The 12,559-nt window shown below is 37.4% G+C and carries 14 protein-coding genes and 1 other RNA gene; 4 read left to right on the plus strand and 11 right to left on the minus strand.

Annotation, left to right across the window (positions count from 1 at the left end):
• Window positions 1–26: 26 nt before the first annotated feature.
• Complete coding sequence (locus ACO6FI_RS01480; RefSeq protein WP_485455796.1) at window positions 27–2,393, minus strand: homocysteine S-methyltransferase family protein; 2,367 nt, start codon at window positions 2,391–2,393, stop codon at window positions 27–29.
• The gene (locus ACO6FI_RS01485; RefSeq protein ID WP_314610723.1) at window positions 2,386–3,069 is read right to left on the minus strand and encodes a vitamin B12 dependent-methionine synthase activation domain-containing protein; all 684 of its coding nucleotides are present in this window, start codon (window positions 3,067–3,069) and stop codon (window positions 2,386–2,388) included. Before ACO6FI_RS01485 ends, ACO6FI_RS01480 begins: the two co-directional genes overlap by 8 nt.
• A gap of 242 nt (window positions 3,070–3,311) precedes the next feature.
• Here ACO6FI_RS01485 and ssrA point away from each other — a divergent pair.
• Both ssrA and lexA read left to right on the plus strand, forming a co-directional pair.
• Window positions 3,312–3,649, plus strand: a transfer-messenger RNA (tmRNA) gene (gene ssrA / locus ACO6FI_RS01490).
• Between the two features lie 123 nt (window positions 3,650–3,772).
• A complete protein-coding gene (lexA, locus tag ACO6FI_RS01495; RefSeq protein WP_298056261.1) occupies window positions 3,773–4,381 on the plus strand; it encodes a transcriptional repressor LexA in 609 nt (202 codons plus the stop codon).
• A gap of 48 nt (window positions 4,382–4,429) precedes the next feature.
• On the opposite strand, the gene rplS is transcribed toward lexA, so the two are convergent.
• The 8 genes from rplS to ACO6FI_RS01535 all read right to left on the minus strand — a co-directional run bounded on the left by rplS (window position 4,430) and on the right by ACO6FI_RS01535 (window position 10,634).
• Window positions 4,430–4,780: a 50S ribosomal protein L19 gene (rplS, locus tag ACO6FI_RS01500; protein ID WP_009445735.1), complete on the minus strand. Its 351-nt coding sequence runs from the start codon at window positions 4,778–4,780 to the stop codon at window positions 4,430–4,432.
• Between the two features lie 136 nt (window positions 4,781–4,916).
• Window positions 4,917–5,864: an ATP-grasp domain-containing protein gene (locus ACO6FI_RS01505; RefSeq protein WP_485455797.1), complete on the minus strand. Its 948-nt coding sequence runs from the start codon at window positions 5,862–5,864 to the stop codon at window positions 4,917–4,919.
• Between the two features lie 81 nt (window positions 5,865–5,945).
• Window positions 5,946–6,188: a helix-turn-helix domain-containing protein gene (locus ACO6FI_RS01510; protein ID WP_009445738.1), complete on the minus strand. Its 243-nt coding sequence runs from the start codon at window positions 6,186–6,188 to the stop codon at window positions 5,946–5,948.
• Window positions 6,189–6,229: 41 nt separating this feature from the next.
• Window positions 6,230–7,444, minus strand: coding sequence for an RtcB family protein (locus ACO6FI_RS01515; protein ID WP_485455798.1), 1,215 nt, complete (start codon window positions 7,442–7,444; stop codon window positions 6,230–6,232).
• A 356-nt stretch (window positions 7,445–7,800) separates the two neighbouring features.
• Window positions 7,801–8,172: a hypothetical protein gene (locus ACO6FI_RS01520; RefSeq protein WP_485455799.1), complete on the minus strand. Its 372-nt coding sequence runs from the start codon at window positions 8,170–8,172 to the stop codon at window positions 7,801–7,803.
• A gap of 12 nt (window positions 8,173–8,184) precedes the next feature.
• Window positions 8,185–9,021 carry an anti-sigma-I factor RsgI family protein gene (locus ACO6FI_RS01525; RefSeq protein WP_485455800.1) on the minus strand — a complete coding sequence of 279 codons (837 nt, stop codon included), beginning with the start codon at window positions 9,019–9,021 and terminating at the stop codon, window positions 8,185–8,187.
• Window positions 9,018–9,791, minus strand: coding sequence for a sigma factor (locus tag ACO6FI_RS01530; RefSeq protein WP_485455801.1), 774 nt, complete (start codon window positions 9,789–9,791; stop codon window positions 9,018–9,020). Before ACO6FI_RS01530 ends, ACO6FI_RS01525 begins: the two co-directional genes overlap by 4 nt.
• Window positions 9,792–9,938: 147 nt before the next feature.
• Entirely contained in the window at window positions 9,939–10,634 is a 696-nt protein-coding gene (locus ACO6FI_RS01535; RefSeq protein WP_485455802.1) for a hypothetical protein, read from the minus strand.
• Between the two features lie 277 nt (window positions 10,635–10,911).
• Between ACO6FI_RS01535 and ACO6FI_RS01540 the strand changes: the two genes are divergently transcribed.
• Together ACO6FI_RS01540 and ACO6FI_RS01545 are read left to right on the plus strand one after the other, a co-directional pair.
• Window positions 10,912–11,295: a DUF4234 domain-containing protein gene (locus ACO6FI_RS01540; protein WP_485455803.1), complete on the plus strand. Its 384-nt coding sequence runs from the start codon at window positions 10,912–10,914 to the stop codon at window positions 11,293–11,295.
• A gap of 3 nt (window positions 11,296–11,298) precedes the next feature.
• Window positions 11,299–11,688 carry a DUF2752 domain-containing protein gene (locus tag ACO6FI_RS01545; protein WP_485455804.1) on the plus strand — a complete coding sequence of 130 codons (390 nt, stop codon included), beginning with the start codon at window positions 11,299–11,301 and terminating at the stop codon, window positions 11,686–11,688.
• A gap of 23 nt (window positions 11,689–11,711) precedes the next feature.
• Here the strand turns inward: ACO6FI_RS01545 and nudC are convergent, their stop codons facing one another.
• A complete protein-coding gene (gene nudC, locus ACO6FI_RS01550) occupies window positions 11,712–12,557 on the minus strand; it encodes an NAD(+) diphosphatase (protein ID WP_485455805.1) in 846 nt (281 codons plus the stop codon).
• Between the last annotated feature and the right edge of the window lie 2 nt (window positions 12,558–12,559).

Here is a 12,559-nt window from a genome sequence, read left to right on the forward strand (position 1 = left end):
TACTCTCTAATATTTTCCATAATTTATCATCCTAAAACTGTCTTTGCTATATCAACCGAACTTCTGGCATCAGGTGCATAGAAATCCGCTCCCATCTCATCCGCATATTCTTTTGTAAGTACCGCACCGCCTACCCAAACTTTACAGTCATCAGATACCTTTCTGATTTCTTCAATAGTCTTTTTCATTGCAGGCAATGTGGTAGTCATAAGTGCTGAAAGTCCTACAAGCTTTACATTCTCTCTGACTACGGTATCCACCACATTTTTGATATCAACATCTCTTCCAAGGTCAATCATTCTGTAGCCGTAGTTTTCAAGGATTACCTTTACTATATTCTTTCCGATATCGTGGATATCACCCTTTACGGTACATACCACAATCTTACCCTTGCTGACATTGTGCTCGCCTTTGTTTGCTATTCTTTCTTTAATAAGCTCAAATGCCGAGCTTGCAGCATTGGCGGCATTGATAAGCTGCGGCAGGAATATTACCTGCTTTTCATATAAATCTCCCACAGTATCAAGTGCAGGTATAAGATACTCGTTGATTATCTCAAGTTCACCCTTTGTCTCCAAAAGCTTCTTTGCGTTATTGTAAGTCTCTTCCTTAAGTCCCTTCAATATGGCATCTTCCACCATCTCTTTTGTAACTTCTCCGGTATTTGAGACTGTTACCACCTTTGTCTCGGTTTTTACGGTAGCAAACCTTTCAATATACTTTACAGAGTCCTTATCCTCTCCTGAAAGCACCTTATATGAGTATATTGCATCCATTATGCCTTCAATATTCGGGTTCACTATAGGCAAATCAAGTCCTGCATACATTGCCTGTATAAGGAAATTCTCAGTGATATGACTTCTTGCAGGAAGTCCGAAAGAAATATTGCTGACACCAAGAGTCGTGTGCAGTCCGAGGTCATTTGTCACCATTCTTACGGCCTCAAGAGTCTCTCTCGCCTGATCCTGCTGTGCAGAAACTGTAAGTGTAAGGCAGTCAATGATAACATCTTCTTTCTTCAGACCGTATTCAAGGCACCTTTTTAGTATATGACTTGCATTGTCTACTCTTTGTTTTGCGGTAGTAGGAAGTCCGTTCTCATTAAGTGCAAGACCTATCACGGCAGCACCGTATTTCTTTACAATAGGAAGTATGAGGTCAAGTCTTTCATCCTCCGCATTTACCGAGTTTACTATCGCTCTGCCGTTGTATACACGAAGTCCGGCTTCTATTGCCTCAGGATTTGATGAATCTATCTGCAGCGGAATATTGACAACCGACTGTACCGCCTTTACAGCCTCTATCATAAGTGCAACTTCATCACCGCCCGGAACACCAACATTTATATCAAGTATATCCGCACCTGATTCCTCTTCTTCTATAGCCACCTTGCAGATATATTCCATCTCATGGTTTAAAAGCGCTTCCTGAAATCTTTTCTTTCCCGTAGGATTCAATCTCTCACCTACAACTCTTACACCGTTAAGCTCCACCATCTCATTTGCCGAGCATATACCTGTCTTTACCTTAACGCTTTTACCCTCTTTGACCTCTGTAGCATCAAGCTCTGACTTAAGCTCCTTTATAAAATCAGGCGCCGTACCGCAGCAACCGCCTGCATATGATATACCCAAACTTTTATACTTAGCCATAAGCTTTGCAAAATCGGCTGCATGAAGGTCATACTCTCCTGTAGAAGGATTCGGAAGTCCGGCATTAGGCTTTATTATAATAGGCAATGTCGTCCATTCCTTAAGCTTTGCGGCAAGAGGCAATATCTCCTTAGGTCCCAGTGAACAGTTAAATCCTATCGCATCCACTCCAAGTCCCTCAAGTGTCACCGCCATTGACTCTATCTTTGTTCCGGTAAATGTCCTTCCTGTGGTTTCATATGTCATAGTTACCCAAACAGGTAGCTTTGTATTTTCCTTTGCCGCAAGCACACCTGCCCTTACATCATAGAGGTCTGTAAAGGTCTCATATACAATAATATCGGCGCCGTACTTTTCACCAGCAACCACCATCTCCTTATATATATCGTAGGCATCTTCAAATCTGAGTACACCAAGCGGCTCCAAAAGCTCTCCTATAGGACCTATATCAAGTGCCACTTTCACATCTCTTTTACTTTCGGCAACCGCTTCCTTTGCAGACTGAATCGCAGTCTTTATAGCGGTATCCACATCTATCTTACAACCTTCAAGCTTATGTGCATTTGCTCCGAAGGTATTGGCATAGATTATATTACTTCCTGCTTCTATATATTTTAAATGTATATTTTTAACTATTTCGGGATTATCAAATCCGAAAACCTCAGGGTGTTCACCCGCCTTCATACCGGCAGCCTGAAGCATCGTACCCATTGCCCCGTCAAGTATCAATAAATTATGCATAACATCTAACTCCTATCTTTCTATACCTGCATGATTTTAAAAGATTGCATCCTGCACAAGTCTTTTTAAGTGTCTCCAATTTTTGGTCACTGACTCCGATTATAGCTGTAACCGACTTTCTCGGCAACATTATTCCGCTGTCACTGACATTGACTCCTATTCTTCTGGTGGCATTGACAACATTTACAAACTGTTTTTGTATCGTAATAGGTAAATCACCGTAGCCCGGTGAAAATCTGAATGTCAGATAATTGTTTTCTTTTAAATATTGCTCTCTGAAGCTTGCCTCTATACTGTCACATACAGCCTCTATAAGCGTTGAACCGCATGAATCCATAATCAGTGCATTAGCCACATTCTTAAGCTCTTCTTTTCTTATTGCATTGTCAACCCCTATTCCTATAGTTGCAGCCATCAAAATCAGTTTATGACAATCTTTTATATGTTTTTTTATACTGTTTCCGACAAAGAAATCAAGCTCTTTAGGAAACTTTCCCTTTTCTTCCAAATCCCATTCTCTGAATACAAAGTTCGGCTTCGCAACGGCATTTATTTTCTCCATACACTCAAGTACCTGTGAGTGCAGATTTTCATCTATATCTTTACCGTTGTGCTGAAGATACCTAAGTACCTCAGACTCGTCATCCTTTGTAAGTTTTACATCTATATTGAACATATCTCTTCTTTCTATAACTCTTTATGCCTGATACTTAAGTTTATAAAGGTGAGCACTCCGTACCCATTCGGAAAGTATCATGCCCTTTATAGTAAAATAATTTATGATAAAAGTAAAGATTAGTGTTATATGTATATTTTATAACCGGTTATCAAAAACACTATATGTAAGAAATTTTTAAGTGGAATTTATCCGGATATATGTTAAAATATATCGGTAAACGAAATGTTTACTTTCACTTTGGGGATGTACCGGTTTCGACAGGGAACATGCAGCTGGTGAAGCTATTCGTATGCAATGCGTTAAATGGCAAAATTAAATATAAACGCTGAAGAAAATTTAGCATACGCTGCCTAAGGCAGCTGCAGACCTATAAGCACTCACACTTATAGAATCTGTATCGACTTATGTGAGAAACCTTATATACAAAGCTTTGAGTATATAGATGTATTATGAAGCTACTCTTGATTACAGTTTGTTGTTTGACTGTTTTTAAGGGGAATTTCGACAAGCAACTATAATAGTAGAAGAACAGGGAATTGTTTTTTGGACACGGGTTCAACTCCCGTCATCTCCACTTAAAAGTCTTGAGTTTTCAAGGCTTTTTTTATTTGGCAAATCAGCATTTTCGAACTTTTGTTTGCATTTTAATCGAACATATGTTAGGATAGATGTATAACTATACCCATATAAAGGAGATTTTATGGATCCATTAACACAAAAACAGGAAGAAATTTATAATATTATCAAGGATTCCATCTTGAAAAAGGGCTATCCGCCTTCTGTTCGTGAAATCGGTGAACTTGTAGGACTTAAATCCACATCTTCAGTACATGCTCAGCTCAATACCCTTGAGAAAAAGGGTTATATCAGAAAGGACCCGTCAAAGCCGAGAACCATAGAGATAACCGACGATGACTTCAACCTCACACGCAGAGAGGTGGTCAATGTTCCTATGGTGGGTACGGTAGCTGCAGGTATGCCGCTGCTTGCTACAGAGAATATTTCAGACTACTTCCCTATTCCCACAGAATTTTTGCCTAACACGGATATTTTTATGTTAAAGGTCAAGGGAGAATCTATGATAAATGTCGGTATTTATGACGGCGACCAGATAATAGTGGCTAAGCAAAACACTGCTAAAAACGGTGATATCATAGTTGCACTTATTGATGATTCAGCCACTGTAAAGAGATTTTTTAAAGAAAGCAATTACTACAGATTACAACCTGAGAATGATTTTATGGAACCTATTTTGGTAAAGGAGGTCACTATCCTTGGAAAAGTTATCGGTTTATTCAGATTTATGTAAAAAACGGCTGCTACATATGTAGCAGCCGTTAAAAATATTAAGTTCAGATTATCTTGCGCCTGCTTCTTTAACCTTAGCAGCCTTGCCGACTCTGTCACGAAGATAATATAATTTAGCTCTTCTAACTTTACCTTTTCTTACAACTTCTACTCTGTCAACAGATGGAGAGTGTAATGGCCATGTCTTCTCAACACCGATACCGTTTGAGTTCTTTCTAACTGTGAAAGTCTCTCTTGCACCACCGTTTTGTCTCTTTAAAACTGTACCCTCGAAAATCTGGATTCTCTCTCTGTTACCCTCGCGGATCTTGTTGTGTACTCTTACTGTATCACCTACATTAAAGTCATCAACATTTGCCTTAAGCTGTTCTGCCTCAATACTTCTTATTAAATCGTTCATGTGAAACCTCCTATTATTTTGATGTTCTTAAAATTTCTTCCAGAGGACCATCGCCCTATTCACAACCACAATATTGTAGCATATGTGCTCTTACAAAGCAATATATTATTTTTACAAGATTTTATATGATTATATCCTAATCTCTAAGTGTGTTCTTAACATAATCTATAGAATAAATATTTTCTTTACTCTGATTGTGAAACTCCCTATAAAATTCATCTGCACCGATTTGCTGTAATCCGGATACCTGTCCGTCTCCCATTTCCATTATTATCAGACTGCCGTCGGTTTTCCTTGCCAAATCAACAGTTACAAAATTACTCTCTACCTTACTTGCTACAGACTCAATCCAAGCATACTCATCTTCAGATATATTTACTTCTTTATCCTTATTCCAATAATTATCAGCAATCAATATCTTACCATTGAAAACAAATATTCTGTATTCTTCTGAAATCGGCATACCGCTGTCTTTGTATTTTCCTATACATTTAAGACTTTCAAACTTTCTAAGTACAACTCCACCTTCAAGGTTTTCACTCTGACGTGTAATAAAATTTTCGATAACTCGAGATGCCTCCTCTTTATCCTTAATATCTTTTATAAAACAGGAATCGTACCACTCATGCTTTCTGCTTTTTACATAATCTTTTACAATGAATGCTCCTTCAAGATTTTCTGTAAGTTTTAAGGCATCATCTATATCCTTTGACTCACACCACACACTGAAAGGAGTAATACCTTCAAAATCTTTATACCACCCCGGCAAAAGATGATATTTTGCATACTCCTTCGGAGAGTTTATCAGCTGTATTCCTCTTTCAAGCAGCAGATTATAAAAGTTTTCATACATATGCGGTGACATCATCCAACCTCTGTATATCGTAGTGCCTTTAATATCTTCACCACAAAGTGACAGTTTTCCTCTTTCCAAATCTTCATAACTGAATAATGCACACGCATGATTTAATCCCGCCGCCTGATATTCTTCAAAATAATCTTCATCCACCTTCTTTTTATCTAAAGGATGACTACAAAAAATAAAGTTTAAATTCGGGGCTGTTTCTAAATTTTCTTTGCTCATAAATACTCCTTAAACAATTCATTTTATTGTCATCTTTAGTATAAACCCATAGCTGTACATTAAAAATCTCTACATTACTACTTAAGCACTTATTTTTGTCTGTACTATAATAATTTCTTCCATAGAGACCTTAAATACCGCCGACAGTACTATAAGATTATCTATGGTCGGAAGTGCCGTTCCGTGCTGCCATTTGTAAATAGCCTGCGGTGTTGCAAAACCGAATATATTTTGCAAATCTCTTACACTAAGTCCCGACTCTTCTCTAAGTTTTATAATATTTTTTCCTGTTGCTACCAAATCAATGGTAGGAAATACAATCATCTCTTTTCCTTTCCGCCTCAAGCTAAGGAAAAGAGAATTCCTCAGTTTGAAGCTTTAAAATTATAAATAGGTTTCATTACCTCGATGATATCCACAGAGTCCTTTATAACATCTATGATATCCTCAAGCCTTTTATATGCCATCGGAGCCTCATCCAATGTATATTCATTTATAGAAGTGGAATAAACTCCCTTCATCGTCTCTTTATACTCATCTAAACTCAAATTGTTTTTTGCGGCAGTTCTTGACATAAGTCTTCCTGCTCCGTGTGGTGCTGAATAATTCCATTCCGGGTTACCTTTTCCCACAGCCAAAACGCTTCCATCCCTCATATTTATAGGTATTAAAACTTTCTCACCGCTATGGGCTGCTATCGCACCTTTTCTTAAAATCATCTCATCCACATCAATATAATTATGAATAGTATGAAATGCCTCAAGACTTGTCATTCCGGTTCTTCCTAAAATAATCTCCGCCATCAACTCACGGTTTCTTTTTGCAAAGTTTTGACAAATCTCCACATCATGAAGATATTCTGCAAGGTATTTATCCGATAAATAACATAAATCATCAGGTATGCTTGTCTTAGACTCATATACTTGCCAATGCAAATCTTTTAAAGCACTCTGTATCTCGCTTTTTCTCCCCTGCTCCTTATAGCTTCGTATTATCTCGTCTCTTTTCTCAAGATAATCTCCATAACCTCTGTCTAAATTCATTGCCAGTCTTTGGTAATACTGTGCCACCTGTTTCCCAAGATTTCTTGAACCCGAATGTACTATTAGATATTTACATCCGTCACTTGCCTCGTCAATCTCAATAAAGTGATTTCCGCCGCCGAGTGTACCAAGTGAACGCTCAAGCCTTTTTGAGTCTTTCAAATATCTGAAGCAGTTTAACTTTGTTAAATCAAAGCGCTCCTGTCTGCCGTCCCATACATCCGTTCCTGACGGTATATAATAAGCAGCTTCATCTATTTTTTCAAAATCTATTTCCACATTTCCAAGTTTTACCGTATACATTCCGCATCCTATATCTACGCCGACAATATTCGGAACGGCCATATCATGTATGGTCATTGTAGTACCTATAGTGCATCCCTTTCCGGCATGAACGTCAGGCATTATACGAATTCTCGATCCTTCAGTTATTACATAATCACACATTCTTCTTATCTGCTCTATTGCCTCATCCTCTACAACCTTTGCATAACATATAGCCGTATTTACTCTGCCTTTTATTTCTATTTTATCCATATCTTCTCCTTTACATCAAAAAAACCGCCTACCCATTTAGAGTAAGCGGCCTCAAAAATATTTATAATATCGGCATAAATCTACCTATGCCTATAATTATACAAACAATTCTCTCGTACTTGACCTATCTCCAATGAGTGCACTAAAACAAAGCCCTTCCTTAACAGCATACTAAGAAGTGCGTAGGCATAGCGTTCAATATTAAAATAGTCAAAACGATTCATTGTTCTCATGTCTTTTCCTTTCCGGGCACAGTCCCAAATCACTGTTTATATAATAACATAAAAAAATTCTAATGTCATTCTACTTGTAGTATACATATATAAAATGATAACATACATGAAGTCGGGTCTGTATTAACGATTTCTTGCGTCTCCTTGATTTCCTCCTTCATTTTTCATTCCGTTATCCTTAGTATTATTATTTTGCTGCGGTAAGTTTTCCTGTTCTTTCCTTGATTCATCATAAGATTTTATATCGTTTCTTTCTTTATCCTGTACACTTATGTTATTATTTTCCGGAGTCTTATCAGCATTTGTCTCAATCTGCGTATTTGGTGCTTCCTCAACTGTTTGTAAGCTGTCTCGGTTTTTAGAAGGCTCTTTTACTGCCTTTGATTCCTTTTCATCACTCGGTTTTTCGGTCTGCACTCCGGTATTTTCATCCTCAATGTTGCCATTTTTAGTAGGCTGTTCAATCTGTTTTTCACCGGTTTGTTCTTCTTTCAAGTCTGTAGTGCTTTACTCAACAGATTTTGACTCTACTTTACTGTCGGAGGTATCATTTTGAGTATTTTTCTTTCCCTGTCCTGAAGATTCCAAAAGTTGTGACACCGTGTAATCCTTATATACGGCAATATCCGAAGCCTGTAACACATAATCCTTATTTTCATTATATTGATTATCTCCAACCTTTTCAGATTTATTCTTAATATATTGAATCTGTTTATACTCTCCTGTAGAAATTCCAAGGTTGTTTGCTCTTTTATGTTCTTTTAAATCTGATTCTGTAAGTACAAGATTTAATTCTCCTTTTGTCAACTCTGTACCAAACACCGACAAAGCTTCTTTTTTTAATGCATCTGTACGTGATGAATTATTTGCAGAAATATCAATCAGTACATCTTCGCTTGAACCGCTCTTCAAATAGTTCTTTTTTGTCAGCAGCTGCTTTGTCTCTTTTAGAGCCTCTTTTAAGGTTGTTTTTCTTACATATATCAGTTCATCTGCAATTTCCTGTCCGTCATTGTTTAGCCCTTTAACTGCTACCACCTTATCCTGTCTGTTTAATGTATACTCTATTGACGGATTTATATCCAATGACACATATGAACATGCCAGTACATTATTATATGAATATGTTCCGGCTACTCCTGCAACAATCAGGAAGAGTGCCGCTGCACTTCCAACCATATTTCGCCTTAATGATCCTATCGAAACCACTTTTTTATGATTTTCAGCTTCAAAGTCAAATGAATCTCCGACCTTAAAGTTTCCCTTTTTTACCTTCCTTATTACCCCGTCCTCACAAAGAACAGCGGCCCATTTTTCTTTGATTTCCAATACTACTGCTTTCATAGCTCTGATTCTAATGCCTTTCTGATATAATTCATATATTCTTTTAACAGAGGATAATCTCCGTTCATAATTTCTGCCGCTGCAATAATATATTTTCTATGCCTTTCCAAAATCTTCACGGAAATACTCTTATCTGATGAGATATCCTTAACAGGTAGCGTTTTTGAGGTTTGCATTTTTTTGAATAAAGAGGGATTTTTCAAAATCATGGCAACCGCCTTTGCACAGGCTATCTTTGTTTTCTCCGCCTTCGGTGAACACTCCGTCAAGTCATAAAAAGAAAACCCGTAGCCTGAAAGTAACTTTTGAACAGCTGCAATCTCATCCTGCATAGGTGTTGAACCGGGATTCTCCACACCTATACCTTCAGTCTTTGAGATTTCCGCAGATCTTTGTCGTATTTCTATTTGTAAGGCGCTGACTTCTTCTTCATTTTCTATCTCTCCGTCCATAGAGGCAGGTTCGACCGACAATTCCTTTTGAAATCGTGCCTGTGAGATGGAATAGTCTGTTAACCTTCTTTTAATCACCAAAAAAGCAAACCCTTTGAAGCTTCCTTTGGATTCTTCATAGGATTTCACCGCTTCACAAAAGGCAATCATAGCCGCAGAGTATTCATCATCATTTTCTGTTATAAAACGTTTTGTTGCTCTAAAAGCACTAAGTAAAATAAATTTCTTGTGCTTTTTGATAAAATCATTCATATAATTTTCATCTGTCTGTGCTCTTAACACATCTTCAGAAATTTGTTCAGTTCCAAATATAAACACGCAAGATCTCCCGATTGGCATAAATATCAATCATATCCTGTGCAATACTATACTCAAAATTTCGTTACAGTATCTGCACAGGTATGATATTTATATTGTATAAAATATTACTTTAAATTTATTTAGTCGTCAACGTATGAAAAAATATCAGTTACTTAATACATCGGCGTCATCAACTGTTACACCCATAGGCAAGGCCGGCTTAGGATTTCCTTCCTTCATTGCCTCTTCGTCAGACTTTCTTGGAAGTACAGGCTTTTCATCTGAGTTATTGTCTGCTGTATCAAAGCTCTGTCCGATCATTTCTTTGTCTTCCGCTCTCATCGTTGATTTCTTATCATCCTTATTACTTTGATTTGCATCCGTCATCTGTGGAACCGGCGGAAGCTCGTTATCCGTCTCACTTGTTGTGTCTTCAACACTTACTCCCTCAGGAAGAGCCGGCTTAGGATTTCCTTCCTTCATTGCCTCTTCGTCAGACTTTCTTGGAAGTACAGGCTTTTCATCTGAGTTGTTGTCTGCTGTATCAAAGCTCTGTCCGGCCGTTTCGTTGTTTGCTTTACCAAAGCCCTGTCCTGACATTTCGTTATTTGCTGTTCCTATTTCAAAGTTATCATCTGTAGAAAAATCATTTCTGTCAAAACCGTTATCATTCATCATTCCCTTATCAAAAACTCCGTCTGTTTGATTTGAAAAGTTCTGACCTGCAAAGTACTGGTTCTGTGCACCCGTTCCAAAAGTATTCATATTTACATTTCCCTGTGATGCCAATGCTGCTATTCCTGTGGCTGTAGTAATTGCAAATGCTGTCATACCTGCTACTAAAAGTTTTCTCTTAATCATATTGTTCTCCTTTCGGGCTTTGCCCATCCAATTATATTTCTATCGGTTTTTTTATTCTGCGTTTATCACCGATAATATAATATTCGGGTTAAAGTTCAAAAAAAGTGGGGGTGGATACAAAAAAATATTTTCAAGTTCATATTTTTATTATTTACATTATTATTTATAAAACTTTACAATTGTATATACGCTCTTTACTATACATTTATTTTCTGATATACTGCATCGGCATTGTAATAGGTATAAATTTTTTGTACCATATCTTGAAAGGAGTATTATGATATTAGAAAGAAAAAATATAGTGACATGCATTATTTTATACATTGTTACTTGCGGTTTTTACGGTATCTACTGGCTTTATTGTATTATCAGCGATATCAATACAATATCCGGAGATCCTGACAGTATGTCTCCTATAGTTGTTATTCTTCTGAGCTTTGTAACCTGCGGAATATACCTTTTGTATTGGGTTTATAAAGCCGGAGTATTGTTGGACCAAAAGGCAATAGAAGCAGGCAGAGCATCTGAAAGCCGCGCAATGCTATATGTTATACTTACATTCTTCTTTTTGGGGATTGTTACTTGTGTCTTGATGCAGGACAGTATAAACACGATTGCCGATGATCAGAACAACTTCGTAAACAACAAGCCTGTATTCTAATATATGAAAAACAGACTGATACGAACAATAAAAAATACCATTGCAATTCTTTGCCTTGGTATTTTTTTATATATACTCTATAACTTTCATGTAAGAATACCATGTGCATTCAAAACGCTTACACACCTTGACTGCCCAAGCTGTGGCGTCAGCAGAATGTGTGTTGCACTCTCACATGGCGATATAAAATCGGCATTTTATTATAATCAGATACTTATCTTTCTGACACCGGTCATTGTACTGTATTATATCTTCTATCAGATAAGATATATAAGAACAGGTCAAAGAAAGATAAGTTCTCTTGAAAACAATATAATGATTGTACTTATAGTGATTTTGATAATATACGGTATTGTAAGGAATCTGCCGTTTTATCCGTACAGACTGCCATAAAAAAGTCGGGTTTCCCCGACTTTTTATATTTCACCGTCTCTGAATTTTTGTATAAGTTCATGTCCGACACTGATATGATAAGGAAGAACGGGAACATCCTCTCTATCAAACCATCTTGCCTCTGAAAGTTCCTCTTCCTGTATCGTAATCTTATCATCGCCGTCCAAGTCCGCAATAAATGCAAGCATCAATGAGTCCGAGAATGACCAAGGCTGTGACTTATAGCTTTGTATATTCTTCACTTTAAGCCCAACTTCTTCCATAACTTCTCTTCTTACCGCGTCTTCAAGGCTCTCTCCCACCTCGACAAAGCCTGCTACAAGCGCGTAAAACTTATATGTACCCTTTGCATTCTTTGTCAGAAGCAGTCTGTTTCCATCTCTGATGGCCACTATAATCGCAGGAGATATCTTCGGATATTCAATATTCTTACACTTCGGACAAATCAAAGCTCTTTCGGTATTGGACTTCTCTGTAACCGTTCCACAGTATCCGCAGTATTTCCTGCTCTTCATCCATCTATAGACCTGTGATGCACTGATAGCTGCAAACGCCTGATACTGTGGCGAAAACTCACGAAGTACCTGCATTCCTTCCATATAGAAACCGCCGAACTCAGGCACCTGCATATCATCCACCAGATAAAGCTCCTCATCGTCTACAGCGTTTACATAATAAGACTTTTCATATATATTCTCATCGTCTTCTTCTAAATCCTCAAATCTCGGAAGTCTTATCTCTCCTGTCAATGCATCCTTTATAAGCATTATTTTATTGTATTCAAAATGTAAAACAAATGATTTTTTATTTGTAGCCTTTTTATTCCTGAACTCAGGATAAAAGACCTTAGGGTATATCTCCTGTATCATAA

This window comes from Lachnoanaerobaculum sp. (assembly GCF_057250505.1).

Excerpts from the sequence above, each read along its gene's own strand:
- ACO6FI_RS01525 (WP_485455800.1), bottom strand. The coding sequence starts at position 9,021 with ATGAAAGCAGTAGTATTGGAAATCAAAGAAAAATGGGCCGCTGTTCTT.
- ACO6FI_RS01515 (WP_485455798.1), bottom strand. The coding sequence starts at position 7,444 with ATGGATAAAATAGAAATAAAAGGCAGAGTAAATACGGCTATATGTTAT.
- nudC (WP_485455805.1), bottom strand. The coding sequence starts at position 12,557 with ATGATACAGGAGATATACCCTAAGGTCTTTTATCCTGAGTTCAGGAAT.
- ACO6FI_RS01535 (WP_485455802.1), bottom strand. The coding sequence starts at position 10,634 with ATGATTAAGAGAAAACTTTTAGTAGCAGGTATGACAGCATTTGCAATT.
- ACO6FI_RS01540 (WP_485455803.1), top strand. The coding sequence starts at position 10,912 with ATGATATTAGAAAGAAAAAATATAGTGACATGCATTATTTTATACATT.
- ACO6FI_RS01485 (WP_314610723.1), bottom strand. The coding sequence starts at position 3,069 with ATGTTCAATATAGATGTAAAACTTACAAAGGATGACGAGTCTGAGGTA.
- ACO6FI_RS01545 (WP_485455804.1), top strand. The coding sequence starts at position 11,299 with ATGAAAAACAGACTGATACGAACAATAAAAAATACCATTGCAATTCTT.
- ACO6FI_RS01480 (WP_485455796.1), bottom strand. The coding sequence starts at position 2,393 with ATGCATAATTTATTGATACTTGACGGGGCAATGGGTACGATGCTTCAG.
- lexA (WP_298056261.1), top strand. The coding sequence starts at position 3,773 with ATGGATCCATTAACACAAAAACAGGAAGAAATTTATAATATTATCAAG.
- rplS (WP_009445735.1), bottom strand. The coding sequence starts at position 4,780 with ATGAACGATTTAATAAGAAGTATTGAGGCAGAACAGCTTAAGGCAAAT.
- ACO6FI_RS01510 (WP_009445738.1), bottom strand. The coding sequence starts at position 6,188 with ATGATTGTATTTCCTACCATTGATTTGGTAGCAACAGGAAAAAATATT.
- ACO6FI_RS01505 (WP_485455797.1), bottom strand. The coding sequence starts at position 5,864 with ATGAGCAAAGAAAATTTAGAAACAGCCCCGAATTTAAACTTTATTTTT.